Origin of the sequence: Vibrio tarriae (assembly GCF_002216685.1) — a bacterium.
Taxonomy (GTDB): Bacteria; Pseudomonadota; Gammaproteobacteria; order Enterobacterales; family Vibrionaceae; genus Vibrio; species Vibrio tarriae.
In genome coordinates this window covers 496,383-522,940 of sequence record NZ_CP022352.1, presented here as the reverse complement: position 1 = coordinate 522,940, position 26,558 = coordinate 496,383, and the positions used below count along the sequence as shown (strand labels likewise).

Sequence of the window (26,558 nt, the reverse complement as noted above, 5' to 3'; positions counted from 1 at the left end):
AGCCTCAAAGAGGCCCGAACGACTTACCGTGAAATGTCGCCAATACCGCTACCACTTCTTGCCGGAAGGGGATACAGGTATTGCCAATTGAGGTCGGGCGCATTACGCACTCGACGAAAAGTGTGCTGCGCGTTCTCAATCAACGCTCGCTTGGGTCGGCCATTGGCCGTCAACCAAGCCTGCCATGTACTCGGTTGATTGACGAAAAGCAGTTGTTGGATCTGTGCGTAGTCGGGTAACTGACGATTTATTTGTTGCACACGTTGCTCTAGATCGGGCATTAGGCGATCAATCACAGCCACTAACCCCACCTCATCATCGCCGACCACCACGAAACGACATTGCGGTAACCAAACTTGCGCTTGAGACTCAATCCATTCCGGTGCGATGTTGCGCCCAAAGGGAGTAATGATGAGATTTTTTTTGCGCCCTACGATACAAAGAAATCCCTGCTCATCGAGTGTCGCCAGATCACCCGTGGCAAGCCATTCGTCGGTCAATGGCTCGCCGATATAACCCAGCGCACTATTGCCACGAACCCACAATTCACCATCTTCAGCCAATTGGATTTGTAGATGGCTCAGCGGCTTGCCACAACTACCGGGCTGGTCATGTTGCGGCGTATTCATGCTAACCACCGAGGCGCATTCAGAAAGTCCATAGCCTTCATAAGCAGGAATGCCCAGAGCTCGTGCGCTATGGATAAGTTCAGCCGCAACACGCGCCCCCCCGACCGCCACCCATTGCAGTGACTTCGCCAACTCGGGAGCCTGTTTCACCACCTGAATCAGCGCCATCAATAACGCTGGGGTAAGAACCAAACTGGATGGCTGATAAACGCTCAATGCGTTGACAAACTGAGTGGGAGAAAATTGACTAGAGCCAGACAGCCCCACCGCTTCACCAAACAGTACGCTTGAAGTTACCCCGAGCAGCAAAGGCACGTAAATTCCTGTGATATTTTCCAGCAGCGTGGCGAGCGGCAACATCACCAAATGCTGCTCAACTTGCGCGCTCATCTGCTCTGCGATCGCCAGCGTAACGCTCTCTAGATTCTCTTCACTCAAACAAACCCCTTTCGGAGTGCCTGTTGAGCCAGAGGTGAACGTGATTTTTTGTGTACCCGCCAAAACGCGATTGGGTCTATTGCTCGGTTTATTGCCCTGATAGTGCCAAGCGTCAAAGCCACCGACTGTCAGTGAAGGCGAACCCAACTCAGGCCAATCACCAAGACAGAGTTCGACATTCGCCTCATTCAGTAAATGAGCGACTTGTTCTGATGTAAAAAAGGTCGGGACAGGAACCATAACGATGTGTGACCACATCGCGGCTAAATCGAGCGCAACCCAGTCGACACTGTTTTGTGCACGTAGTGCGATGCAGTTTGCGGATAACCGCTGCAGCTGATTGGCGATCAGCTCGACTCGCTCTAACAGTTGAGAATAATTGAGAGCAATCCTCTCTTGCTGAGAGTTATGGCCAACAAAAGCCATTTTCTGCGGTTGGTGCAAGGCATGCTGCTGCAGCGCAGCGAGAATTCGATTCATCTTTCACTACTCACGCTTGCTTTTGATTAAGGTGTAATTGATTGAGATGGGTGCAACCATGTACTAAATTGCCCGCCAAAATACGCGGACGGTGCTGATAATAAGTTCCCCAGATTTGAGAGGCATTGGGAATACGAGCTGGAGAAGCTTGAGCAATTAAGGTGGGTTGCAGGCCAAAACGACGCATCAGGGCATGCAGAGGATCGGTTGCAGTAAAAATGCACCACTCAAACCCCATGGCGACCAACTGCTGTGCCATCAAACGAAAGTGAAACGCTGAAAGCCCGCGACCAAAAGAAGCAAGATGGCCAAATTCAATCAACTTGCCACGAGGAATGGAACATGCAAAACGTTGTGCAAGAAGACGATCGGCAGGCTCATCCAGATATTGCTCAAGAAACAGCGGCTCTTGCTCTGCAATCCGGTATCCACAAACAGACTTCATGACCTGTTTATCAAGTAGCGCTAAATAAGCAGGCATATAAGCGGTGAGGTGGGCATCAAACGCTTGCTGATAGCGCTCATCAACCAGTTTGATCGCCTCATTCCAACGTGGATGCGTGGGTGTAATGACTTCCAGTGTCAAATCGGCTAGACAAGGTAGAGGTTTCATTGGTGTTTCCCTTTGCTTACTCTGTAAGTCAAAAGTAATCCACCTAACTTAAGAATCCCTTAATATACCGAAACGACTTAAAGTGTCAGCTCGCCAGCCAGTGCGTTCATCCTGATGAGCAGAGACAAACTCGATGCTTGAGGCAAACCCACCTAGCCAGCACCGCCACAACGTCAAATAGGAAGAGTATATTTACACTGTAAATTCGCTAGCAAAGCCAAGATTTCCGTTCGCACCGCTTGCTCGACTTGCCGCTTCCCACTTAACTGAAACTGCTCGGCACAGGCCACCCAACTTTTACGCTGCAGAATTTTACTGATCAACAAAGGGGATAGGCTCTCTAGTGATGGAGCCGTTGCCAGTAGCCAAGCATAAAGCCACACCGCCACGCTTTCGTAATTTGCTCCACCTCGCGCGTAACGCTCGATCAAATCCAAAGGGATCTGAGGTTGAGGCAAGGCGACAGTGCTAGGTAAAAGCTGTTGGATGATTTGTGGCTCCAACGCTTGCAGAGAATCACTGAGTTCAAAAATCCAATGTGCACTAAACTGCTCTTTGGCTTGCTCCAACCAATCGAGATGCTCTCCGCGCACCATCAAGAGAGAGTAACAACCACTCGCCTGATCTCGATGTGAACCGAGTTTTATTGGTACGAAGTGGTTAGCTAGCCAAAATGGCAACAAATCTTCACTCACCCCGAAGCTGGTGGCGTAATAATCCGCGTGATGCTGCGCAATAAAATGGGTCAACAATTGGCTACCCATACCTTGGCGTTGGCAGTCGGGATGGACGGCAATGCGTAATATTCGCCAGCAAGATTGGCGCGCCGCTTGGCTAATTCCTAATTGATTCGCCAAAGTCACGGGCGTTAAATGCCCTTTCGGACGCCGCGTTCCAAGTTGAATCGCCTCAATCATTGGCGCATCTAACTCCCCTTCACGGACCGCCAAAACGCAACCGACGCACACCTCTCCTTGATAAGCGACGAACAACATCATCGCTTCATCTTGCAGTAAAGCAAAGAGATCGTTAGGCGAGGTTTGATAATGCGCATTGACCAAAAGTGCAAACACTTGTGCTAACCGTTCAGGTTGCTCAACACACTCAGGCTGACTGAATAAAGAAAAAGACAGTGGCTCTCTCGCCTGCCCCAGGGCAACTTCAGGCAACTCACTTTGTAGAAGAAATACCTGATTTTGCCACTGTTCCAGCGCATCTCCCGCCGCCCAGCGGATCGGCTGCTCAAGATGCAGTGAACGCATCTGCGGACGCTGTACTTGCAACCAACTCTGAAATTTCAGAGAAAAACCGCGCCCACACCCTTCGTAGCCATGAATGGTCGAAGAAAATACTGCGCGGTGATAGCGCTCCACAAAACGTTTTAAAAATGGCAACGGCAGCGCAGCGGCTTCATCAACCAACAATAAATCACACTCAGGTTGAGTGCGCAGTAGCTCATCCGGAGCCATAAATCGTAAGCTTGACTGTTCCGTTTGCACCTCACCGCGCTGGCGATGGGCTTGCGGTAATATGCGCTGAGCATGCGCAAACAGCGGCTCCACGGCAGCCAAAGTAGGCGCAGTCACCACAATATGAATAGAGCGCGATGACATCAGCTCTGCGGCCGCCAATCCCAGTGCGCTGGTTTTTCCACGCCCGCGATCCGCAGTCAGCACTAAAGGACGCTTGCGATGCCCAGTCACGACTTTAATGATGCTGTCGATCGCCACTTTCTGTTCGGTATAAGTTTGTTCGGTATAAATTTGTTCGGTATTCGTTCGCGTAACCGAAGCCGAATGGGGTAAAGCCGGGACCGTTTGTGGCGTAATCACAAGCAAGCGATGACAAGCGCGCTCTAGCCAGACTCGTGCACAATGGTTGAGGGTCGTCGGTTCGCCAACCACCAACAGTAATCCACCGCCCACCAAGGTACCCAGCACCGCATTAAAGCTATTGGCATCCCAACCTTGCGTTAAATCTACGATCAGAAGTTGGCATTCTCGCCCTAACCATTGCTGACCTTGGCGATAGTCGACACAAGTCACACCCTCTAGCTCAGTTTGTCCTAACATCAATATCGGTTGTTCGGCAAAGTGCGGAACAAGTGTTTTCAATAAGTGATGCTGCCACTGTGCATCACCACGCAGCCAACAGCCAAAGCGAGTCTGTCCTTGCTTGGCGAGCTGCTGAAGTTGCAATAAATAGGTGATTGGCTGAGTCATAACGAGCGATATTCAAAAATGATGCGTCATGTTAGCACAAGCCCAACCGATCGCTGTAACGCCTTGAAAGGCATCGTAAGAAAGAGGAAACATTTGTTAACAGAAGGCTAAAATATTTTTTCTTAACGACAAATTATATTTGCTTTATCACAGCAAAAAATTCACTAATTATGCACTCTAACCCCGGCATTGGGCTGGGCTAAAAAGGAATCAAAATGCAATGAAAACTTTCATTAAAGGATTGGTACTTTCTGCAGTCGTTGCCTCTTCTCAGGTTTATGCAGAGCAAACCCTAAACGTGTATGCGTGGGGTGGCTATCTGCCAGAGAAGTCGCTGAAAGCTTTTGAACAACAAGAAGGCGTTACTATTAACTATTCAACCTTTGAGAATAATGAGTCAATGTATACCAAACTCAAACTTCTGAAAGGCACTGGTTACGATGTCGTGTTTGCGTCCGCTTATTTTATCGAAAAGATGGGCCGTGAAGGGCTACTGGCAGAAATCGATCATAACCAAATCCCGAACATGAAAGATGCAATGCCAACCGTATTAGGACTGGCGCACGATCCTCAAAACAAATTCTCACTCCCTTACATTTGGGGGATTACGGGTCTGTACTACAACTCGTCGACCCTGCCTAACGGCATCACAAAATGGGCAGATCTATGGGATAAGCAATACGAACAACAAGTCATGCTGATTGACGATATCCGCGACGTGTTTGGTATGGCTCTAAAGCTTAACGGCTTTAGCATCAACACCAAAAATGAAGAGGAAATCAAGAAAGCGTACGAATCTCTGGTGGCACTGAAGAAAAACGTATTGCTGTATAACTCAGATGCACCACACGTGCCTTACGTTTCTGGCGAAGCCACACTGGGCATGCAGTGGAACGGCAACGCTTACCAAGGCCAAGTGGAAATGCCTGAGCTGAAATTCGTTATGCCAGAAGAAGGCGCTGTACTGTGGATGGATAACTTCACCATTCCTTCAGGCAGCAAGAACATTCCGTTGGCGCACAAGTTTATTAACTTTATGTACCAACCAGAAAACCAAGCTGAGATTGTACAAAGCTTAGGTTATGCCTCAGCAACCAAAGGCGGCCGAGCGCTGCTACCGGCAGAACTGCGTGATAACCCGACTATCTTCCCATCGGATGAAGATATGAAAAAAGGCGAGTTCATCAACGATGTCGGCCCAGAGACGCTGGCGATTTATGAGAAGTACTGGCAGCGCCTAAGAAACCAATAAGGCTAAGGCCCCTAAAACGCACAAAGCCCGCATCAGCGGGCTTTGTTATTTGAGTTGACTCAGTTTAGCTTACGCTGCACAAAATCAAGAATATCTTGCATCAGCTCATCATCAATTTTCTTCAAATTCAGCACCAAATTATTGCCTTTACGAGCATAGCTGGCGCGGCCTTTGATGAGCTCCACCTTCGGTGTTTCGGTGCGCTTAGGAGGTAACACATCTTGAATCCAGCTTTCGATAGTTTCCGTGACTTCTTTGGTAATACGCGCCACACCTTGAGCTTGAGATTGCTGCCACACGAAACCATTTTCTTGATGGCATTTCGCTAATAATTGCTCACGCTGAGCCTCATTCAACTCGTTAAACTGTTTATGTAATTTAACGATAGTAGGGCGGCCCAGCTCGACAACACTCGGATACGCCTGCAAAAGCTCTAGCGGTAAAGCGGCGGCTTTTAAGGCACCACTGACCAATGCCTCACTGCACTGGAACATTTTGGCAAGCGCTTTTTGGTCTTCCGCTTCACCACTATCGAGCTTGGCTTGCATCTCTTTACCTTTCTCATACAGAGAAAGAGGTTTATGCGCATTCGCGACATCAGACAAAAACTTAGCGTGCTCAGCATTGATATTTTCAGCCACATACACCAAAAACTCTTTGCCCGCCAAGATACAAGACATGCGACGACGGCTACCATCGAGCACTTCGATTTTGCCATCTGCGGTTTTACGGCCAACGGCTGGGTATTGCTGTCCACGCTCACGCAATGTGGTCAGAACATCAGCCAAGGCATGTTCGGTTAAAAACGCCTGTTCACGGGCATTTTGAGCAAACACCACGGTTTTTTCCGCGACTTCATCAGCCGGAATTCGCATTAGTTCAAAGGTCACTACCTCTTCACCCGCTACAGCCAACTCAATCATCTGTGCTTGCGCTTTCACCGCAGATTGCGCTTCTGCAGGCGTCGTTGCACGGCGCTTATCCGCCTTTCCAAACAGCTTTGCGTTCAGTTCAGAAGTTTTAATTGCCATAAGTTACTTACCCCTGATTCAGTGAAGACCAATATGAATGAAGTACGCGCTCAATCTCTAACGCACTTTTTTGTACCGCATCCTGCGCGGTCGCCAGCGTTTTTTTACCGCCCTCGAAATCGTTAACGGTCAAATCAAAGACGGTACTGTAAGTATCCGCACAGGTTTCAAACGCGCGGCTGCGTGGGATGGTCGCCATCATGACTTGATCGCCCAACAAATAATTCATTTCGGTCAGTACCGACACCTGCTTCTTGTTGTCATCCTCAAACATGGTTGGCATCAGGCGTACAAATTCGAGCCCTTTCCAATCTTCAGGGAACATCTCGTACACCGTGGGCAAATGTTGGAAGAAATTGACCGTAGAAGCCCAGTCCAGTCGCTTCGCCGCACAAGGGATCAGCAAGGCATTCGAGGCATACATCGCGTTCCATACCAGTGGATCAACGTGTGGACCAGTATCAATCATGATGATGTCAAAATCGCTGGCAATTTTATCGATCAGCTTCTCTTTGAGTAAGCGAACAATATCTAGTGATTGATTTTGTGAGAGATATTGCCACGCCTCTGCGTTAAACATCGCATCTTCAGGAAACGCAGAAATGGTTTTCAAATTCGGATATTGAGTTGGCAACATCACGTTTTTGCGCAAAAACTCAGTGTCCACTTGCACCCCATCTGGCACATTATCCAGCATGATATCAACCGCGGAATAGATATTCGTATGCTCAGCCAGACTGATTTGTGGATTCAAAAATAGGCGCAATGAACCTTGTGGGTCTAAGTCAATCAAGCAGATGCGGTAACGCTTATCCAAATTGAGCGCTAAACAAGCGGCAAGGTGTACCGCGGTCATTGATTTCCCCGTACCACCCTTTTGGTTCTGCACGTTGATGATCCACGGTTTATTCTCATTATTTTTTTTGCGCTCATGGAATTTAGGCACGCCAGCGGCATCCATCAACATATGCGCTTCAGAAAGAGAGATAGAGTAGTGATTCGCGTTATTTTTAGTAAATTGATGTCCCGCTTCTTCCATCTTAGCGATAGCTTCATCAAGCTTGCGACGTGTTAAGCCAGAGCGAGTTTCCATAAGGGCTTTAGACATTGGAGGAAAATGCTCATCACGGCGTTCCTCTAATACAATCTCAATACGATCGGCCTGCACTTGTTGGGTAAGTTGTGCAAGCTGGTAGAGATTCTCTATCGTTTGTTCTCTTTTCATTGCCAATTTCCGTTATTAGGGCTTCAAACAGATTGTACAGCATAATTTACTTAAAACAACAAAAAGGTGAACACAAAACAATGAATCAAAATCACACATATTGGAGTATTAACAGAAAATTGATACCAAACGAACAAAGTTAGGCATAAAAATCGCGTTTAAATAACCTCCTATTGCTTCTATCAGACGAAAATATTTTAAATATTACAGTGTCACTTATTTACAATGTAAAGCCACATTTTGAAGCAATGATGAAGAAATAAAAGCGTGCAGTAAGCGGAACGATTAAACAGCACCACTAAGTTACGGTGAGTGCCATTCTGATTGAAATCATACGCAGGATTCAAGCAAGATGAGAGAATGCCTATCTTTCCTCCAGTGAATAGGTATAACCGAAACGATGATCAAGAGCAGCATCTTGATCATTCTTCCGTAAAAATAAGGAGGTAAGGAAACATGATCAAGAGTTCATCTTGGCTATAAATCGACGCAAGAGAATCAATAATTGAAGATCTTTAATCGGATCGATGATCAAGAGGTAAATAGTCGCGGAAGCATGTAAATTCATTATCAATTTACGGTCGATGTCAGGCAGAGTAAGGCTTTGGCTAGTCAGTGATGAAAAACAGTCTATCCTTACAAGTCTCAATCAAAACAAGATAAGCAGAACAACAGCCATGATCATGCATTCGAAATCCCGCTCAGACACCTTAGTCAGCCTAGTATGGCGCTGAAGATGTCAATTGGAAGCACAAGCCACAAGCATTCATTGCGATATGGCCAAGAAATCATCCTCTCTTGATCATCTTTCCGTGGTAATGAGAGCACTAGGGGTAGGAGATGCAACGACCTATTTTGATGTCATCCGCTCAGGTTGTGGATAAACTGTGTGAGCACCTTGATCATGCTTAGAAGCTTACGTTGATCATTGATTCTGTTGACTGATGATCATGCTTAGAGGAACAAATGATCATGCTTTCGATCTTGTATTGATCATGGTTTCCATCAATACATGATCATGCTTCTGAATGGCTAAAAATAATCTCTTTTTATTACAATAAATTAGAACTAAAAACCGTCACAGATCATTAGATCACTCTAATCATATTTAATCATTTAAATCAGAAAGATCAGTTATTTAAAAACAACAAATTTTTCTTTATTTATGATCTCTTTTTCTTTATTCTCTTGGAACTATAGTGATATTACGGTAAGTGTGATACGGATCTAACCATGAGCTCAGAAGAAAAACGATTGATCAAACTGCCAAGAACTCACAAAGATGGTCATCTTTTTGAAGTCTCTGAAGCAGCGATTGACTGGATTGAACAGTATCAACACTTTAAAGGTGTCACGAAAAGCATTGTTGAACTTTTGAATCTGATCTCACTGCGTGGATTACGCAGTAGAGATGGCTTAGTTTCAACCACAGAACTGATTGATGCAACCGATGGGCAGCTGACGCGTGCAGCCATCCAGCAGCGGTTGAGAGCAGCGGTAGCTGTTGGATTATTCAAACAAATCCCAGTCCGTTTTGAAGAGGGGCTGGCTGGCAAAACCATGCTCCATCGTTTCATTAACCCCAACCAATTGATCTCGGTACTCGGCTCAACCAGCTTAGTCACTGAATCGGTTAAGCAAAATGAAAAGCAAAAGCGTTCGAAAGCGTTAGCGCAGACGCAAGTCAATCAACGTTTACTGCATGAACATGGTTTAAATACCCCGCCAGCCATGAAAGATGAAGCTGAACAGTTTGTGGTCTCACCCACGAATTGGGCTGGGATCATAGATCAAGCGTTAGCCCCACCCAGAACTCGCAAAAGTTACCAAAAGTCCATGGTTTCTATATCGGGTACTCGCGCTGTGATTGAAACACGGTCGTCAAAAAATATCATGACAGTCGATGATCTGATGACCTTGTTTGCACTGTTCACTTTAACGGTGCAGTACCATGATCATCACCAAGATGATTACCATTTCAACGCCAAACAAGCACCAAACAAAACACCGCTGTATATCACCGATATTCTCTCTTTGCGTGGCAAAAAAGACAGCGGCCCAGCGCGTGACTCGATTCGAGACAGTATTGATCGTATTGAATTTACCGATTTTCAGCTGCATGAACTGACGGGGCGTTGGCTCAGTGAGAACATGCCCGAAGGCTTTAAAAGCGATCGTTTTCGCTTTTTAGCACGCACCATCACCGCCTCCGAAGAGGCTCCGGTGGAGGGCAGTGATGGCGAGATCCGTATCAAACCCAATCTGTACATTCTGGTGTGGGAGCCTTCGTTTTTTGAAGAGCTGTTAACGCGAGATTATTTCTTCCTGTTTCCACCGGAGATCTTGAAACAGCATACCTTGGTATTCCAGCTCTACTCCTATTTTCGTAGCCGAATGTCTCGTCGTCATACCGATGTGATGATGCTGAGTGAACTCAACCAAAAATTGGCCAGAAATATCGAATGGCGCCGTTTTTCTATGGATCTGATCCGCGAACTTCGTCGTCTCTCCGAAGGGAAGGGAAGCGAGGATCTGTTTGTGGTCAATCTTTGGGGTTACCACTTGACAGTGAAAAGCATCGAAGAAAAAGGCAAAGTGGTGGATTACCAAGTCGATATCAAATGTGATGTGGAAGAGGTACTGCGCTATTCACGAGCCAAAACCACCAACGCGGGTAAACGCAATATGGCTCCAACCTTGCCTAACCCTTTACGTAACGAGCTGGTTTCCAAGCAGAAACTGGCTGAGTTATCGAGCATCATCGATGGTGAATTTGAACCAATCCAGCGCAAAGCCCCTTCGCCGAGAGGCCGCTTAGGTCGGCGCGTGAAGCTACGTAAACATCTGGTCGAAATCAATGCTGATGAAATCACCATTACTCTATCGCGTTATACATCTCCAGAAGCGCTAGAACGCAGTATAACGGCTTTAGCGGCTATGACGGGACATGCCCCTTCATCAATCAAAGAAGAGTGTGTAGAGCTCATAGACAAGCTAGATTGGCTGCGTGTTGAAAACGATGTGATCCAATACCCGACCTTGAGCAAGCTGCTTGAGCTCTACAACAGCCAAAATGAGAGTAAACATCTGTCGATCGAAAAATTGATCGCAGGTTTAGCGGTACGCCGTAAAGTCTGTAAATTGGTTCAAGATGGGCACATTGACGAGACGGTGTATCGAGCCTTAGATGAGATGGCCGCGGGAGCCTAACCAAAACGGATTAGGCTGGGTGTTGGTTTTGTGACTTAAACCTGACAACAGTCTGACATTGAACCGAATAACCGCCGATACACTGCTTCACGAATAGACAACCTTTTGTCCTATCTGATGAATTGTAGATTGGCTCATATGTTTTAAGCGAGTTTAAATAGCTCGCTCTTTTTTTGCCTACGATTTGGCAAAATCCCGACTCAGTGCTTTCGATCCCGACTATCCGCGCATCGGATCTCGAGTTCCTTGATCATCGTTCCAAGCATGAAACGCCATAAAACGTACATGCGCATCGATCAATGCGTGAGATTGAGATTCTCCACCCACTTGATGGTTGAGATGTTCAAGACTCAGCACCATCAGCTGTTGCATCCGTAGCAAGCACCAAGATTTCAACTCCAAGTCACACTCAGGTTGAGCGGCGCAGAGCTGGAATCGACCGTAAGCCAAATTGAGATATTGCAAGGCCTTCTCGGTATCCGTCTCGCGATAAAACTCAAATTGACGCAAACAGGCATCAAGCCAGCAGGCAATCGCTTTGCTTTGCGTTTCATCAACGTTTGGGCCCCAGATCTGAGCTGGGGCATTCAAAATCAAAGGTTGCAAATTGGCTACATGTTCACCTGTTTTGTGTTGATACCATTGGTGAACAGTATTCAGCCAGTGGTGTAGTTCACTCATGCGGCAAGATCCCAACGTCTGACAAAGTGATTTGATCCGATTTGATCAATATGAGGCTGAAGAGAAGCACTTTTTTCTCGGATTTGATCCGCCTCTACTGAGTAGTTTGGCTCATTATCAACCAGTCTGCCAAATGACACATCGGGATCGGGAACGGCTGAAATCAACAAACGGGTATAAGGATGTTGAGGATTGGTCAAAATTGATAATGTGTCTCCCCATTCAACAATTTGACCCTTATACATGACTGCCGTTTCTTCGGCTATGTAATGGGCAGTGGCCAAATCATGGGTGATGTACAAAAAGCCAATATTGAGCTCCTTTTTCATCCGCTGCATCAGATTCAAAATTCCAAGACGGATTGAAACGTCAAGCATTGAAGTTGGCTCGTCGGCTAGAATTAATTCCGCCCCCACAGCTAAAGCACGCGCTAAATTCACTCTCTGCCGCTGACCACCGCTGAGCTCGTGAGGGTATTTTGCTAAAGTGTCGGGAGATAATTCAACTAATTGCAATAATTCATCAAGGCGCTTGGGGATCTGCGATGGATCAGTCATTTGCTTATGTATTTTTAATGGACGTGTAAGATGGTGCGCTATGGTATGAGTAGGGTTGAGGGATCCAAACGGATCTTGAAACACCATTTGCACTTTACTGCGGTAATTAAGGAGTGCCTTGCGCCCTTTAATCTCATCTATACTCTGGCCGTAAAACAGGATGTCGCCTTCGGTCGCTGGATAAACTTTAGTGATCAGACGGGCACAGGTACTTTTACCGCAACCGGATTCTCCTACTAGCGCTAAAGTTCTTCCTGCACGTAATTTAAAACTCACACCTGTAAGTGCCCGAAAAATATCCGTTTTCGCTAAACCTCCACCCACAGTGAAATCTTTCACCACGTTTTTCATTTCTAAAATGCAGTCACTCATGCGACGACTCCTTGTTGTTGATGGCGAGCACTATGGATATTAGGGAACGAAGCCCATAATTTTTGGGTATAAGCATGTTGAGGGTTGTTGCGGATTTGATGAGAAGTGTTGACTTCGACAATTTCGCCGTGACGCATGATCGCGATACGATCGCAAAGCTGTGTCATGAGCGCTAAATCGTGGGTAATGAATAATATTGAGAAGCCAAACTCCTGTTTTAATTGATAAATCTGCTGCAGTATTTCACGCTGAACCACAACATCTAATGCCGTAGTTGGCTCATCCATAACGATCATTTTAGGATTGAGCGAGAGCGCAATCGCTATGACCAGCCTTTGTCTCATTCCACCACTGAATTGATGCGGATATTCGCTCAATCGATGCCGCGGAATATTCACTAAATCAAGCAGTTTTTCTGCACGATCTTGCGCTTGTTGATTGGTCATCCCTAAGTGAAAGCGCAGTACATCGGCAAATTGCTCTTTAATGGTGAGGACAGGATTGAGAGAGTTCATTGCGCTTTGGAAAACCATCGCGATTTGGCTCCAGCGTAATGCATTGACTTCATTCGGAGCGAGACGCAGTAAATCCTTATCTTCAAACCATATCTCCCCGCTAGAGATTCTGGCTGGAGCTTTATGCAGCTGATTGATAGCAAAAGCAATAGTGCTTTTACCGCAACCTGATTCACCGGCAAGGCCGAAAATTTCGCCTTTACCAATATCAAAACTGACCGATTTAACTGCTGCGAAATCACCATGATCAGTAATGTAATCAACGCAAAGATTACGTATTCGCAGTAAAGGGTCTGAGTGAAAAGCCAAAGTGTGGGTTGTCATAGCTTACCTAACATAAATAATAATAATTATCGTTTATGTTAAAGATAACGTAAGAATATGCAGCATTAAAAAAGTGACTTGACTCGAAGAAGTGAGGATTGGTGCAAGGTTATGCACAATAGAGTTTTGCGGAAAACTATCGAATCAACGCGCCAATTTAGCGATGAGTTTGGGTATTAGCAAAAAGAATATCTATAGTTCTATTGATAGGTTTTCTGAAGTATTGCCACAATCACAATATGGATTAAATCTACTTAACAAAGCGCTGCGCCTTTGCTACAGATTAGCTGTTCCTAGCATGGTTTATCGGAGGTATCTATGTCCATTAATTCTATTGACCATGATGACATGACGAACATTGCCAACAAATGGGATTCAATTGAGGAAATTGAGTCACAGCGACCAACAAAGAACTTGAAGTCAGCGCAAGCTCGACGCCGTATTGAAACGCTACGTGAGATACGTGAAAGTGGTTTGACTATCGAGGAAGCTAAAGAGCTGGGTTTGTTGCACTAGCCTTTGGTATCAAAGATATCGATGAAGGGTGACTTAGGTCACCCTTACTTATTTTTATTGCTTTAGTTGATTTGAAGCACCCAAAGCAACATTTTGACTCTTAATTTTCCGCATTCCTATGTTATATTTCGCCCCACGATTTTATTGATTGTGGGCTTACTAATGTCTTTCAACCTTGCACTACTGACTGCGGAAGAAAAAAACAGAGTAGAGCTTGATAAACAAGCTTCTTACCTTGTTTGGCGCCTTAAGCAAGCAAAAGCAGGACCGGAAGAGATCACTAAGCAGATGGCCAAGATTGCTTCTGAAAGCGAAAAGCAGTGGTTTCAACAGTCGATAGATAAGTACAAAAGAGTGATGGGCGCTGTGTAGCGCCTATGCTCTGCAGGTGGCAAACAACAAGCCTTCTGCTAAAATCCGTCGCAACACATTGAATTAGAGAGAACATCCCAATGGGAAGAAGTTTTGAAGTGCGCAAAGCCTCAATGGCGAAAACTCAAGGCGCAAAGATTAAAGTTTACTCAAAATACGGTAAAGAGATTTACGTTTGTGCGAAAAACGGCGGTACTGACCCTGACATGAACTTATCGCTGCGTCATCTGATCACGAAAGCGAAAAAAGACCAAGTACCCGCACACGTTATCGAAAAAGCACTGGATAAAGCCAGCGGTGGCGCAGGTGAAGATTACCAACCAGCACGTTACGAAGGTTTTGGCCCTGGTGGCGCGAGTGTGATCGTTGACTGTCTAAGTGACAACGGTAACCGTACATATCAAGACGTTCGCCAATGCTTCGTGAAAACGGGTGCGAAAATTGGTACTCCAGGTGTGGTTGCGCACATGTTTGATCACCAAGCGGTGTTCCAATTTCAAGGCGATGATGAAGAAGCGATTCTTGAAGCGCTGATGATGGCTGACGCGGAAGTGACAGACATCGAGCAAGAGGATGGGGTGATCACCGTATTTGCACCTAACACCGAATTCTTCAAAGTAAAAACCGCGTTGAACGAAGCTTTTCCAGACCTGACTTTGGATGTAGAAGAGATCACTTTCGTTCCACAAAACCGCACAGTAGTAAGCGGTGAAGACGCAGAAAAATTCCAGAAGTTCCTCGACATGCTGGATGATTGCGACGATGTACAGCAGGTTTACCATAACGCGGATATCGAATAATCGTTATCTTGGAAGCCGAGCGAAAGCTCGGCTTTTTCTTTTAGGGAAAGAACAAAAAATAAAAAGGAGAACAAAATGAAAGTCAGCTTTATTGGATTAGGCGTGATGGGCTATCCCATGGCGGGACATCTGCAAAAAGCCGGTTTTGAGGTGACGGTTTTTAACCGTACTCAAGCGAAAGCCGCTGCGTGGGCGAAACAGTTTGGCGGGCAGTATGCTGAAACGGTGGCAGAATGTGTCAAGAACGCTGATGTGGTGCTGACTTGCGTAGGTAATGACGATGATGTGCGCAGTATGACGACAGCCGCTGATGGCGCTTTTCAGGCGATGAAGCCCGGCTCTGTCTTGATTGATCACACCACGACTTCAGCGCAGCTGGCGCAGGAACTTTCTGCTGCAGCGCAGCAAGCGGGTTTACGTTTTATGGATGCCCCTGTTTCTGGCGGTCAGGCTGGGGCTGAGAATGGTGTCTTGACCATCATGTGTGGTGGTGATGAAGCACTCTTTACTGAGATGCAAACTATCTTTGCTGCTTACGGACGCTCTTCAGTTTTGATGGGCGCGGCAGGGCAGGGGCAGCGTGCCAAAATGGTCAATCAAATCTGTATTGCGGGTGTGTTGAATGGCCTCTCTGAGGGATTGATGCTGGCAGAGCAAGCTGGGCTGGATATCCCGAATCTCGTGGCGTGTTTGAAAAATGGCGCGGCTGGCTCTTGGCAGATGGAAAATCGCGCGCTCACTATGAGCCAAGAGAAGTTTGATTTTGGCTTTGCGATTGATTGGATGATCAAAGATTTGGGTTTCTGCCTTGATGAAGCCGCGCAGTTAGGCCTGAGATTATCGATGACAGAAAACACGATGGCCGCTTACCAGTACCTTTCTGCGCAGGGGTTAGGTCGTATGGATACTTCCGTACTGATTCAAGCGGTAAAAGGCGCAGGTAAGAAATAACCACGCTTACAACAAAAGTGCCTCAGTGAGAGAGGCGCTTTTGTCATCGGTGACCTTGGGGCGGTTCGTGGTATTACGATTCAATTTACACTGTAAACAACTTACACCTTAAAGCGCGCCACCAGCTCATACAGTTCGCGAGCTCTTCCATTTAATGTCTGGCTACCTTGGCGATTTTGGTTTGCCAGAGATGCCGATTCGCTACTTTGATCAGAAATCACCACAATACGCTGTGAGATCTCTTGACCGACAATGCTCTGCTCTTCGGTTGCTGTCGCGATGAGCGCGTTCATATCCATAATAGTGCCAATTGACGCTTGGATTTTTTGTAAGGCTTCGGCCGCTGCGTTGGCTTCACGCACTGTGGTAATGCTGCGCTGTTGGCTAGATCCCATCGCTTTCACTGCAGCGTCTGAGCCCGCTTTCAACTGTTGGATCATGGTATGAATTTGCTGAGTACTCTCTTGGGTGCGGCTGGCAAGCTTACGAACTTCATCGGCTACCACTGCAAACCCGCGGCCTTGATCTCCCGCCCGGGCAGCTTCAATTGCCGCGTTGAGGGCGAGTAGGTTAGTTTGTTCGGCAATATCTTGAATTACAGCTAATGAGCTAGTGATGTTGTTGACATCCCCTTCGAGTTTCGCAATAACGCTGCTCGCATCAGCCACTTCTTCCGCTAAGGCTTGGACTGAGCGAGCTGCAGCGTTAACGATGTTATGAACGTCGGTTGCATTATCTTCTGCATCTTTGGCTGACTGCGCGGCATTATTTGCGTTGTTAGAGATCTCTTGAGCTGTGGTCGTCATCTCGGTCATCGCAGTGGCCACTTGTTCGGTCTCTTCTCTTTGGTTCGACGCTAAATGGTCAACTTGAGTGGCCCGTTGACTCATGGCATTCGTTTCTTCAACGACCTGCTGTCCAACTTGATTGACCCGTTTAATGATGTTTTGCAAGCTCTCTACAAAGCGGTTGAAGTTGTGGCTCAGTTTATGGAATTCAGGAACACTGAATCTCTCCATGCGTGCGGTTAAATCGGCATCGCCACTGGCAAATGAGCTGATGGATGCATCAAACAGCTCGAGTGGGCGCATGATGCTACGGTTAATCATAATCGCCATCACACTAACCAAAATGACAATGAGCAGCGTAATGCCGGCCAGTGTATACAACCCTTGCTCTAGTCTTTCTTCTGCACGCGCCTCCATTGTTGCAATTTCAGCATCCACATCGTCGGTATAAAAACCAGTGCCAATGGTGAGATCCCAATGCGGGAGATAGACTGAATAACTCAGTTTAGGCAAGGGAGTCTGTTCACCGGGTTTGGGGAAATAATAAGTCGTGAACTTGTCCAATTTGGCATTTTTCAGCAAATCTTGAATGAGATAGTTGCCTTGGGTGTCTTGCATGTTCATAAAATTGTCGCCTAGGCCATTCGTCGCTTTACCCAATAACAGGCGAGTGCCTTTCGCATCGTAACCGAAGATATAACCACTTTGCCCAAACTGAATTTCACGCAATATCTCGAGTGCTTCATCGAGGGTAGCTTGGCGAGCTTTGAGTGGAGCGAGCGCGGTATCCGCGATTTGTAGATAAGATTTCAGCTCAGCTTGCTTCATTTCCATCATGGTTTCACGGGTATTGCGCATCTGTTCTTGACTGAGCAGACGGGTTTCGCTAAAGGTAAAGTACATCATACTTAACGCTATGATAAGTAAAGGTACCAAGGAAAGGATGTACAGGCGTTGTCGAATGGTTAGGCTCATAGTGGTGGCTCACGTCATTAGTTATCATGAGAACTTTAGTAATAAGCCTAGTTCAAAAAGGGAGTTTGTGTAGCTGAGTGCTAGAAGTTGTTTGAGTATAAGCTGACAGAGCGTGCTATACTCTGCGCCCTTTCTGTTCGATAGAGCGACCATCATGAACCTTAAAACCGATATTCAACAACTCAACAATCGCATCGATACTTGCCGCCGTAAGTTGGATGCTGCAAAAAGTCGCGCCGATTCAGAGATGGTCAGCAAGTTCACCGATGAATTAGAAGTCCTGACTAAACGTTTGAATAGCGTGAAAGGCAAACAAGATTACGATCTCAATAAAATGCGTAAAACCATTGCCGATATGCCTTTTTCTCGTGAGCTGACTAAGCTTGAGCAAGCGGATTTAGGTAAGTTGAAAAAGTTGGTGAAAGGGTTAGTGATCGTGCATCCCACCACTAAAATCGGTAAAGCAATGCGTGTAGAAGTGATGACAGGTTTTGCGCCTAAGCCTTTCTAATTGAGCAAAGCATAGAGATGAAAAGAGCCAGCGTTTGCTGGCTCTTTTGCGTTTGGCCAAGGAAAACCTAGTAGCCCATCAGTTGCAACAACTGCTCTGCCGTTTGTACCGCTTCTTTACGGTTGGCGATATTGAGCTTCTGATACAGGTTGCGAATGTGGGTTTTGATGGTAGTACCTGCCACATCTAATTCATGGGCAATTTGCTCATTACTGAAACCAGAGTAGATAAGTCCAAGCACTTGCCATTCACGCTGCGTGAGCGGGCTAGTGCGTACCAGTTCTGGAATGTTCGGGTGATTAACCAGCTTTTCGACAAACTCTTCATCAAAATGAATGGAGCGGCTGCGTTGAGTGGTTGAGATTTCCTTGAGCAGCAAATGAGCGCGATGGCGTTCCAAATCGCCTAATTCACCTTTGTGCACCAGTTTTTCGAGCAGATAACCAATCTTGCCGCCATCAATTAAGAAATTACCAATCATGCCGGTTTGATTGGTAAGGCGTAGCGCTTGCTTTAACTTATCACAGGCTTGCTGATCATTGCCTTCGGTGATGGCGAGAAGCGCTTCTACAATCAAATTGCGATTAATGTCGGTGACGAGTTGATATTTTTGCGCCTGCTCTTGAATAAAGTCCAAGGTATGGTGCGCTTCGCTGAGTTCACCCAGTTGGATCTGCGCACGCGCGATATTACGCCACTGCAATTGGGAGAAGTGGTTACACGCCTTATCCGGCCGAGTGCTGGTTTGTAGCCACTGGCGGATCTCGGTGCTGTTCTCTTTAGCTTGCCAATAGAGCAGCAAAGAGAGCGACGCATTCGCCGTCCAATCCACATGGTAAGTTGATTGCTTGAGTAAATGCTGTATCTGTTCAATGAAGCGTCCGGCTTTATCCAACTCGCCTCGGCCAATCGCAATTCTAGCCAGCATCGAATAACAGTGCAGGTGCTTACTTTGCGAATGGTTTTCTAGCACGTTCAGCCCCTTATAAGCAGCTTGTTCGGCTTCATCTAAGCGGTTCCAACACCATAAAATTTGCGCGCGAATCCGCAGCAAAAACTCATGCAGCGGTACTTGGTGCAGTTGCTGCTCTTCAATCAACTTAAACGCGTTATCCTGAACTTCGTAAGCCGCTTGCACGTATCCCTGCGCCAGTAAAATTTCGCTCTGTTGCAGCAGTGCCCATAAAGCTTGGTGATACACCTGATATTGGCGCGCCAGTTTTTCCGTTTGCTGCATCATGGAGAGTGCGCGGCTGAGATGACCTAATACGTGGTTCACTTCACCAACGACAGAGGTCGCGACAATGCGGCTGCGATAGGTCGTGTGATCCAACTGGCTTAACGCGAGTTCAGCCAGTTCCAGCGCTTTTTCTGGCTCGTTTTGGTTAATCGCGACTTGGGCACGCAGGGCGTTAAATTCGCCTTGCTCTTTGGTGGAGAGCTCAACGTTGAGCTCTTTCATCTCTTTCGCCGCTTTGGCAAGTAGTGCGCCGACATCATTGTATCTATGCTGACTCTGCGCCAGCCAAGCTTGCAACATGCATAATTTGGGCTCGCGATACAGTTGGACAGGCGAGAGCTGATTGATCGCCGCTTCCAACACTTCGAGTTCGCCTTGGTTAAACATTTTCCAACCATATTGGCTCAAAATGCTCGCCAGCAGCTCGGTATCTTGTGCTAAATGAGCATGACGCAGCGCTTGATGAGGTGCTGCGGCTTCTAACCACGCTTTGGCGGCAGCGCGTTGCAAATCTTGTTCTTGCTGCGGAATGCGCGCTTGACGTTGGTGCGCTAAAAACTCAGCAAACAGATTGTGGAAGCGATACCAGTTGGTTTCCCCTTCCAGCGGTGAGATAAATAGCCCGAAGCGGTTAAGTGACTCAATCATCGCCAGAGCATCGTCACGCCCTGTTAAGCTGCTGACTAACGCATCGTCAAAATGGTCGAGTACCGAGCACTGCATCAAGAAATAGCGAGTTTCATCGTCGAGTAGATCAAACACTTCTTCGACCAGATAATCCCAAAGATGCGCATGATTAAAGTGCGAAACTGATTCTATGGTTTGAGCGAGCGTGCGGTGCTGATGCTGCGCTTGGAGAGCGATGAGCTGCATCGCAGAAGGCCAACCTTCCACATAATCGCGTAGGTGATTGGCGGTCAGCGTATCAATCCCATCGGAAACGCGTTGGTTGAAAAAGCGCGTCGTCTCTTCGGTATCAAACGCCAAAAGCTCATTGCCGATCTCAATCATTAAATCACGCACGCGCAGGTTAGCCGTACCCAAAGGAGGAGTTGAACGGCTCGTTACCACCAAGGTTAAGTTATCGGGCATGTGCTTTAAAAAAAAGCGCATTGCTTCGTGGATGGCTTCATCATGGATCAGATGATAATCGTCCAGCACCACATAGCACTCGCCGTGGTAGTCAGCCATCTCGGCAAACACCTCACTAAACAGCGAATGTGATGACGAAAACTGACGCTTTTCTGCCAATTTCTGCGCATTGGGGCAGGCGTTATGGGTTGCTTTATTAATCGCTTGCAGCAGGTAGTTCATAAAGCGGAACGGATCGTTATCGCTATCATCAATGCTGTACCAACCCAGATTCGGCTTATCGGCAAGCCACTGCGCTGCCATAGTGGTTTTGCCATAGCCAGCGGGGGAACGAAACAGCACCAATTTATAACAAGTGGCGTGTTGCAATAAATCCAGCACACGGGGGCGGACGATGGCGTTATGCAAACGTCCTGGGCGAGTCAGTTTCGAAGGGATCCACATCTTCTTTCTCTCGTCTATTTCAGTCAGAGCCTCATGCTCTTTTAACTTGAAACGCAAGTTCCAAGCCTATGGCAGAGGTGAATACGCGAGGCGTATCACACTCAGATGGACGAATGTTACTTGAAGTTATTCGGTGCGTTTATTGATCCATACTGACTTTTCTGTGCTCTTCACGTTTCGATACTCATTACGCCCTATATTTGTGATGATTATCACTAATCAATCTTTCTTTGGCTGACGATATTGCTCTTGCCTCTACGTTATTGAGTGAAAAATGGGTAACGAAAGCGAATTTATTGTGATCTATTTAGCAGAGTGGACAAATGTTCAACCTCTTGTTTTCCGAACCTTCATAAAGCCTAGCTATGGTTAATCGGCAGGTGGTGTGATCCGAATCACTGCTATCTCTGGCTGAACCGAGCATTGATGAGAGCTAGATCACTCACTACCGGACTCCTGTGCCTCTACGCCTTGGCTCCTCCTCCCAATGTATGAGAAAAGTGGGAGGATGTTTTGCCAAAGTCGTAGAGGCAGGATAGGGCTCAGATGGATTAGAACCAAACAGTGAGAGTTCACAATGAAACCTACTCAACAGAAACAGTTTGACAAGAAGTTGTTCCAAGAAAATGTGAAGCGTCATTTGACCGCAACTTATGCCACAACAGTAGAGCACGCTTCGGCGCGTGCTTGGTATTTGGCGATGGGACGTGCCCTTGCTGAATTTACGACGTTTGATTTGCTGGAAACCGAACAGGATGAACGCATTCTCAATAGCAAAAGCCTGAACTACCTATCGCTGGAGTTTTTGATTGGCCGCTTAACGGGCAACAACTTGATCAGCATGGGTGTGTATGAAGCCGTAGGGCAAGCGATGGAAGAGCTTGGCCAGAACTTGAGTGACTTGCTGGAAGAAGAGCGCGACCCATCATTAGGTAACGGTGGTTTAGGCCGTCTTGCCGCCTGTTTTATGGATTCTTGCGCGGCGCAAGAATATCCGACCGTGGGTTACGGTCTGCATTACGAATATGGTCTGTTTAAACAGTCTTTTGAAGAAGGCCGTCAAAAAGAAGCGCCGGATGCATGGTGTGGAGTCGAAGGCTACCCGTGGGAAGTAGCGCGTCCTGAGCTGAAGCAGGAAATTGGCTTCTACGGCCACGTTGAAGTCGTCAATGAAAATGGCAAAGAGCGTCGTCGTTGGGTACCGGGCATGCTGGTGCAAGCGATGCCGTGGGATCTGCCGATTGTCGGCTACCAAAGTGATACGGTTTACCCGCTGCGTTTGTGGGAATGTCGCGCGATTGCGCCTTTCTCGCTAGAAAGTTTCAATAACGGTAACTACTTTGAAGCGCAGCATGCGCTGATCGATGCTGGCAACATCACCAAAGTTTTGTATCCAAACGACAACCACGAAAAAGGCAAAACCCTGCGTTTGATGCAGCAGTATTTCCACAGTGCAGCGTCGGTGCGCGATATTCTTCGTCGTCATGAGGCGGCAGGACACGCGTTGGCGGATCTGCCGAAATACGAAACCATTCAGCTTAACGATACGCACCCAACCATCGCCATTCCTGAGCTGATGCGCATTCTGATCGATGAAAAGCTGATGTCGTGGGAAGCGGCGTGGGCGATCTGTTCGCACACTTTTGCTTACACCAACCACACTCTGCTGCCAGAAGCGCTGGAAACGTGGAGTGAGTCACTGATCCAACGCCTGCTGCCACGTCACATGGAGATCATCTACGAGATCAACCACCGTTTCTTGCAACAAGTGCGTGCCAAATGGCCGGGTGATGTGGCGAAACAGCAAAAGCTCTCGATCATCGAAGAAGGCTTCCACCGCATGGTGCGCATGGCCAACCTGTGTGTGGTCGGCTCTTATGCGGTGAACGGCGTAGCGGCGCTGCACTCAGAATTGGTGAAGCGTGACCTGTTCCCTGAATTTGTTGAGCTCTATCCGGGCAAAATCCAGAACGTGACCAACGGTATCACGCCACGTCGCTGGCTGAAGTTCTGTAACCCTGGTTTATCGGCGCTGATTTCAGAGAAGATTGGCCATGAGTGGCCTGCGAAGCTGGATCAACTGACCAAAGTGGCGCAGTACGCCGAAGATGCGGCGTTCCAAAAACGCTTTATGGAAGTGAAAAAAGCCAACAAAGCGCGTCTGGCTGAGTGGGTGAAAGATCACATGGGCATCGAGCTCGATACCAATGCGATTTTTGATGTGCAGATCAAACGTCTGCATGAGTACAAGCGTCAGCACCTCAATATGCTGCACATTTTGTCGCTCTATCACCGTCTCATCAATGATCCAAGCTTTGACATGCATCCACGTGTGGTGTTCTTCGCGGCAAAAGCGGCGCCGGGCTACCACTTGGCGAAAGAGATCATCTACGCCATCAACATGATCGCGCAGAAAGTCAATAACGATCCGCGGGTCGGCAACAAGCTGAAAGTGGTATTCATCCCTGACTATCGCGTCAGCATGGCCGAAATCATCATTCCAGCGGCAGATGTGTCTGAGCAGATCTCAACCGCAGGTAAAGAAGCATCCGGTACTGGCAACATGAAGATGGCGCTCAATGGTGCTCTGACCATAGGTACGATGGACGGCGCGAACGTCGAAATTCGTGAAGAAGTGGGCGATGACAACATCTACATCTTCGGTTTGGAAGTGGATGGCGTGGAAGCACTGAAAGCGCGTGGTTATAACCCATACGATTTCTATCATGCCGATCCGCTCCTCAAAGCATCGCTGGATCTGCTGGTGGGTGAAGAGTTTACGCCGGGTGCTCCGGGCAAACTGCGCGCGACCTATGACAGCTTGCTCGATGGTGGTGACCCATATCTGGTGCTGGCAGATTTCGCCTCTTACGTGAAAGCGCATGAAGCGATCGATAAACAGTATCGTGACCAAGCGGGCTGGGCGAAAAAAGCCATCCTCAATACCGCGTTAGTGGGCAAATTCAGCTCCGACCGCAGTATCCGCGACTACGTGAATAACATTTGGAAACTGAGCGCTGTACAGCGTTAAGCCCCTTTGGTGAGTCAGACCCCTCTGGCTCACCTTTTTTACATACCCTACACGGAAGGGGAAAGCAGTCCCTTCGGAGAGAGCGATGAATCAAGACAATGCATTAAAACAAGTCGCTGCAATGGCAAAAATTGCCGATCGATATGTCAGCGCGTGGGGCAGTGAAGCTCAAGTGGAAGATGACACGATCCGTCGTCTTTTGGCGTCTCTTGGCTATGACACCAGTAGCGATGAAGCCTTGCTGCAATCGGCAGAGAAGAAACACAAAAAAGATGTGGTGGATCCGGTACTCGTTGTACATCAAGGTTCGGCGATCGAAGTCCCGCTCTACCTTGGCGTGAGTGCGCGCGAAAGCGAATTTGATTGGCGCTTGCAGACCGAGCAAGGCGAGGTGCTGGAAGGCTATCTGCAATCACAAATTGTACGTGATGAACGTGCCGAAGGCGGCCCACTGGTGTTTGCTCTGCCGAATGATCTGCCGCTCGGTTATCACACCTTATTGATTGCCCGTAAGCGTCGCAAAGCACCTTACGAAATGACACTGATTGTGACGCCACAAGCTTGCTACAAGCAACCAGCCTTGGCACAAGGCAAAAAGCTGTGGGGACCGAGCGTTCAACTATATACCCTGCGTACTCAGCACAACTGGGGCATGGGAGACTTTGGTGATTTGAAACAGCTCGTGGCGGATATTGCATCACGCGGCGGCGATTTTGTTGGCTTAAACCCGATCCATGCGCTGTTTCCAGCCAACCCAGAGGGCGCAAGTCCGTACAGCCCATCCTCTCGCCGTTGGCTCAACATTCTGTACATTGATGTCAGCTCAGTGCCTGAGTTTGCACTCAGTGCCGAAGCACAGCAAAAAGTGGGGAGTCCAGAGTTCCAGCTGCGCCTGCAAAAAGTGCGTGATGCCCATTGGGTAAACTACAGCGAAGTGGCTGAGCTTAAAATGAGCGTATTACCGCTGTTGTTTGCCGAATTTAAAAAACGTCATCTGGATAAGCATTCTGATCGTGCTCATGCTTTCTTGAATTTCGTGGAACAGGGCGGTGAGAGCTTACTGCATCAAGCGGCATTTGATGCGCTGCATGCCGAGTTACATGCACAAGATGCGTCGGTGTGGGGCTGGCCTGTTTTCCCAGAGAAATATCGCCGTTTTGATAACAGTGCGGTACAAAAATTTATTGAAGATCATCAAGATACGGTGCACATCTACATGTACTTACAGTGGATTGCCGATACACAGATCCACGAAGTGCAATCACTGGCCGAAGAAAAAGGTATGGCAGTTGGCTTATACCGCGATCTCGCGGTTGGCGTGGCCGATTCTGGCAGCGAAACGTGGGCCGATCAGGGCAACTTGCTGCAAGATGTCAGCATTGGTGCGCCGCCAGATGTGCTTGGGCCTTTGGGGCAGAACTGGGGTTTACCGCCACTCAATCCGCAAGTGTTACAAGCGACGGCGTATGACGCTTACATCAAACTGCTGCGTGCCAATATGAAGCACTGCGGCGCCTTGCGTATCGACCATGTGCTCGGCTTGCTGCGTTTATGGTGGATCCCGAAAGGTGAAAACGCGACGAAAGGCGCGTACATTTACTACCCAGTCAAAGATATGTTGGCGATTTTGGCGCTCGAATCTCACCGTCACCAGTGCAGCGTGATTGGCGAAGATCTGGGAACCGTACCGGATGAAATTGTTGAGCTGCTGCGCGATGCGGGCGTGCATTCGTACAAAGTCTTCTTCTTCGAAACGTCGAAGGAAGATGGCGGTTACGTTTCTCCGGCGCATTACGCAGAGCAATCCATGGCGGCACTCTGTACCCATGACATGCCAACCCTGCGCGGCTTCTGGCACTGTGATGATCTTAAAATGGGACGTGAAATAGGCTTCTATCCCGATGAAGAGCAGCTGCAAGGTTTGTTTGATGATCGCCTGAAATCCAAACAGGGCATTCTCGATTCAGTGGCGTGGCACGGCTATTTGCCGGATGGCGTTGGACGTGATGCGACTCAGGTTCCGATGGATTCCTACTTGAGCGAAGCTCTGCAACTGCATGTGGCGGCAGGCTCTTCCGCGTTACTGAGCGTGCAGTTGGAAGATTGGCTAGAGATGGATAAGCCAGTCAATATTCCGGGAACGGTCAATGAATACCCGAACTGGCGACGTAAGTTATCGATGAATCTGGACGAGATTTTTGCGCGCGAAGAAGTGAACCGCATTGCGGCACGTCTGACCGAAGTGCGCAGCAAAGCCAGCCAATAAGGAACTCAGTGACCAATTTCTTA

Annotated in this window: 18 protein-coding genes and 1 pseudogene; 9 read left to right on the top strand and 10 right to left on the bottom strand. The window is 47.7% G+C overall.

What is annotated here, in order from left to right:
- Window positions 1–23: 23 nt before the first annotated feature.
- From CEQ48_RS02880 to CEQ48_RS02870, 3 genes are all read right to left on the bottom strand, one after another.
- Window positions 24–1,547, bottom strand: coding sequence for an AMP-dependent synthetase/ligase (locus CEQ48_RS02880; RefSeq protein ID WP_089070149.1), 1,524 nt, complete (start codon window positions 1,545–1,547; stop codon window positions 24–26).
- 10 nt (window positions 1,548–1,557) lie between these two features.
- Complete coding sequence (locus tag CEQ48_RS02875; protein ID WP_071186894.1) at window positions 1,558–2,160, bottom strand: thermostable hemolysin; 603 nt, start codon at window positions 2,158–2,160, stop codon at window positions 1,558–1,560.
- 173 nt (window positions 2,161–2,333) lie between these two features.
- Window positions 2,334–4,382 carry a GNAT family N-acetyltransferase gene (locus CEQ48_RS02870; RefSeq protein WP_089070148.1) on the bottom strand — a complete coding sequence of 683 codons (2,049 nt, stop codon included), beginning with the start codon at window positions 4,380–4,382 and terminating at the stop codon, window positions 2,334–2,336.
- A gap of 220 nt (window positions 4,383–4,602) precedes the next feature.
- On the opposite strand from CEQ48_RS02870, the gene CEQ48_RS02865 reads away from it, so the two are divergent.
- Window positions 4,603–5,634 carry an ABC transporter substrate-binding protein gene (locus tag CEQ48_RS02865; protein ID WP_000846694.1) on the top strand — a complete coding sequence of 344 codons (1,032 nt, stop codon included), beginning with the start codon at window positions 4,603–4,605 and terminating at the stop codon, window positions 5,632–5,634.
- A 59-nt stretch (window positions 5,635–5,693) separates the two neighbouring features.
- On the opposite strand, the gene CEQ48_RS02860 is transcribed toward CEQ48_RS02865, so the two are convergent.
- Window positions 5,694–6,665 (bottom strand): ParB/RepB/Spo0J family partition protein, encoded by a 972-nt coding sequence (locus CEQ48_RS02860; RefSeq protein ID WP_000985780.1) that lies wholly within the window; start codon window positions 6,663–6,665, stop codon window positions 5,694–5,696.
- Between the two features lie 7 nt (window positions 6,666–6,672).
- Window positions 6,673–7,890 carry an AAA family ATPase gene (locus CEQ48_RS02855; RefSeq protein ID WP_089070147.1) on the bottom strand — a complete coding sequence of 406 codons (1,218 nt, stop codon included), beginning with the start codon at window positions 7,888–7,890 and terminating at the stop codon, window positions 6,673–6,675.
- A gap of 1,233 nt (window positions 7,891–9,123) precedes the next feature.
- Between CEQ48_RS02855 and CEQ48_RS02845 the strand changes: the two genes are divergently transcribed.
- Complete coding sequence (locus CEQ48_RS02845) at window positions 9,124–11,100, top strand: replication initiator protein RctB domain-containing protein (protein ID WP_057558401.1); 1,977 nt, start codon at window positions 9,124–9,126, stop codon at window positions 11,098–11,100.
- 219 nt (window positions 11,101–11,319) lie between these two features.
- Here the strand turns inward: CEQ48_RS02845 and CEQ48_RS02840 are convergent, their stop codons facing one another.
- From CEQ48_RS02840 to CEQ48_RS02830, 3 genes are read right to left on the bottom strand one after another with little or no spacing between them, the layout of a single operon-like run.
- Window positions 11,320–11,781: a transcriptional regulator gene (locus CEQ48_RS02840; protein WP_089070145.1), complete on the bottom strand. Its 462-nt coding sequence runs from the start codon at window positions 11,779–11,781 to the stop codon at window positions 11,320–11,322.
- On the bottom strand, window positions 11,778–12,710 hold the full coding sequence (locus CEQ48_RS02835; protein ID WP_089070144.1) for an ABC transporter ATP-binding protein: 933 nt from the start codon (window positions 12,708–12,710) through the stop codon (window positions 11,778–11,780). The genes CEQ48_RS02840 and CEQ48_RS02835 overlap by 4 nt, the downstream gene beginning before the upstream one ends.
- Window positions 12,707–13,549, bottom strand: coding sequence for an ABC transporter ATP-binding protein (locus CEQ48_RS02830; RefSeq protein ID WP_089070143.1), 843 nt, complete (start codon window positions 13,547–13,549; stop codon window positions 12,707–12,709). The genes CEQ48_RS02835 and CEQ48_RS02830 overlap by 4 nt, the downstream gene beginning before the upstream one ends.
- A gap of 318 nt (window positions 13,550–13,867) precedes the next feature.
- Here CEQ48_RS02830 and CEQ48_RS02825 point away from each other — a divergent pair, with 318 nt between their 5' ends.
- From CEQ48_RS02825 to CEQ48_RS02810, 4 genes and pseudogenes are all read left to right on the top strand, one after another.
- Window positions 13,868–14,065, top strand: a complete 198-nt coding sequence (locus CEQ48_RS02825) for a PA3496 family putative envelope integrity protein (protein ID WP_089070142.1) — start codon at window positions 13,868–13,870, stop codon at window positions 14,063–14,065.
- A 162-nt stretch (window positions 14,066–14,227) separates the two neighbouring features.
- On the top strand, window positions 14,228–14,437 hold the full coding sequence (locus CEQ48_RS02820) for a DUF3283 family protein (protein WP_057555229.1): 210 nt from the start codon (window positions 14,228–14,230) through the stop codon (window positions 14,435–14,437).
- An 80-nt stretch (window positions 14,438–14,517) separates the two neighbouring features.
- Window positions 14,518–15,237, top strand: a complete 720-nt coding sequence (locus CEQ48_RS02815) for a YebC/PmpR family DNA-binding transcriptional regulator (protein ID WP_000533704.1) — start codon at window positions 14,518–14,520, stop codon at window positions 15,235–15,237.
- A 54-nt stretch (window positions 15,238–15,291) separates the two neighbouring features.
- Window positions 15,292–16,188 (top strand): annotated as a pseudogene (locus CEQ48_RS02810) (NAD(P)-dependent oxidoreductase); the annotation flags it as partial.
- 101 nt (window positions 16,189–16,289) lie between these two features.
- Here CEQ48_RS02810 and CEQ48_RS02805 read toward each other — a convergent pair.
- On the bottom strand, window positions 16,290–17,951 hold the full coding sequence (locus tag CEQ48_RS02805; protein WP_089070139.1) for a methyl-accepting chemotaxis protein: 1,662 nt from the start codon (window positions 17,949–17,951) through the stop codon (window positions 16,290–16,292).
- 154 nt (window positions 17,952–18,105) lie between these two features.
- On the opposite strand from CEQ48_RS02805, the gene CEQ48_RS02800 reads away from it, so the two are divergent.
- Window positions 18,106–18,462: a YibL family ribosome-associated protein gene (locus tag CEQ48_RS02800; RefSeq protein ID WP_089070138.1), complete on the top strand. Its 357-nt coding sequence runs from the start codon at window positions 18,106–18,108 to the stop codon at window positions 18,460–18,462.
- 67 nt (window positions 18,463–18,529) lie between these two features.
- On the opposite strand, the gene malT is transcribed toward CEQ48_RS02800, so the two are convergent.
- The gene (gene malT, locus CEQ48_RS02795) at window positions 18,530–21,238 is read right to left on the bottom strand and encodes an HTH-type transcriptional regulator MalT (protein WP_181710688.1); all 2,709 of its coding nucleotides are present in this window, start codon (window positions 21,236–21,238) and stop codon (window positions 18,530–18,532) included.
- A gap of 577 nt (window positions 21,239–21,815) precedes the next feature.
- Between malT and CEQ48_RS02790 the strand changes: the two genes are divergently transcribed.
- A complete protein-coding gene (locus CEQ48_RS02790; protein WP_001886544.1) occupies window positions 21,816–24,269 on the top strand; it encodes a glycogen/starch/alpha-glucan phosphorylase in 2,454 nt (817 codons plus the stop codon).
- 85 nt (window positions 24,270–24,354) lie between these two features.
- Window positions 24,355–26,535, top strand: a complete 2,181-nt coding sequence (malQ, locus tag CEQ48_RS02785) for a 4-alpha-glucanotransferase (RefSeq protein WP_089070136.1) — start codon at window positions 24,355–24,357, stop codon at window positions 26,533–26,535.
- The last annotated feature ends 23 nt before the right edge of the window (window positions 26,536–26,558 follow it).

What these genes read in the sequence shown, in the direction of transcription:
- CEQ48_RS02790 (WP_001886544.1), top strand. Translation starts at nt 21,816, where the DNA reads ATGAAACCTACTCAACAGAAACAGTTTGACAAGAAGTTGTTCCAAGAA.
- CEQ48_RS02870 (WP_089070148.1), bottom strand. Translation starts at nt 4,382, where the DNA reads ATGACTCAGCCAATCACCTATTTATTGCAACTTCAGCAGCTCGCCAAG.
- malT (WP_181710688.1), bottom strand. Translation starts at nt 21,238, where the DNA reads ATGTGGATCCCTTCGAAACTGACTCGCCCAGGACGTTTGCATAACGCC.
- CEQ48_RS02875 (WP_071186894.1), bottom strand. Translation starts at nt 2,160, where the DNA reads ATGAAACCTCTACCTTGTCTAGCCGATTTGACACTGGAAGTCATTACA.
- CEQ48_RS02805 (WP_089070139.1), bottom strand. Translation starts at nt 17,951, where the DNA reads ATGAGCCTAACCATTCGACAACGCCTGTACATCCTTTCCTTGGTACCT.
- CEQ48_RS02825 (WP_089070142.1), top strand. Translation starts at nt 13,868, where the DNA reads ATGTCCATTAATTCTATTGACCATGATGACATGACGAACATTGCCAAC.
- malQ (WP_089070136.1), top strand. Translation starts at nt 24,355, where the DNA reads ATGAATCAAGACAATGCATTAAAACAAGTCGCTGCAATGGCAAAAATT.
- CEQ48_RS02830 (WP_089070143.1), bottom strand. Translation starts at nt 13,549, where the DNA reads ATGACAACCCACACTTTGGCTTTTCACTCAGACCCTTTACTGCGAATA.
- CEQ48_RS02835 (WP_089070144.1), bottom strand. Translation starts at nt 12,710, where the DNA reads ATGAGTGACTGCATTTTAGAAATGAAAAACGTGGTGAAAGATTTCACT.
- CEQ48_RS02815 (WP_000533704.1), top strand. Translation starts at nt 14,518, where the DNA reads ATGGGAAGAAGTTTTGAAGTGCGCAAAGCCTCAATGGCGAAAACTCAA.
- CEQ48_RS02820 (WP_057555229.1), top strand. Translation starts at nt 14,228, where the DNA reads ATGTCTTTCAACCTTGCACTACTGACTGCGGAAGAAAAAAACAGAGTA.
- CEQ48_RS02800 (WP_089070138.1), top strand. Translation starts at nt 18,106, where the DNA reads ATGAACCTTAAAACCGATATTCAACAACTCAACAATCGCATCGATACT.
- CEQ48_RS02855 (WP_089070147.1), bottom strand. Translation starts at nt 7,890, where the DNA reads ATGAAAAGAGAACAAACGATAGAGAATCTCTACCAGCTTGCACAACTT.
- CEQ48_RS02845 (WP_057558401.1), top strand. Translation starts at nt 9,124, where the DNA reads ATGAGCTCAGAAGAAAAACGATTGATCAAACTGCCAAGAACTCACAAA.
- CEQ48_RS02860 (WP_000985780.1), bottom strand. Translation starts at nt 6,665, where the DNA reads ATGGCAATTAAAACTTCTGAACTGAACGCAAAGCTGTTTGGAAAGGCG.
- CEQ48_RS02865 (WP_000846694.1), top strand. Translation starts at nt 4,603, where the DNA reads ATGAAAACTTTCATTAAAGGATTGGTACTTTCTGCAGTCGTTGCCTCT.
- CEQ48_RS02880 (WP_089070149.1), bottom strand. Translation starts at nt 1,547, where the DNA reads ATGAATCGAATTCTCGCTGCGCTGCAGCAGCATGCCTTGCACCAACCG.
- CEQ48_RS02840 (WP_089070145.1), bottom strand. Translation starts at nt 11,781, where the DNA reads ATGAGTGAACTACACCACTGGCTGAATACTGTTCACCAATGGTATCAA.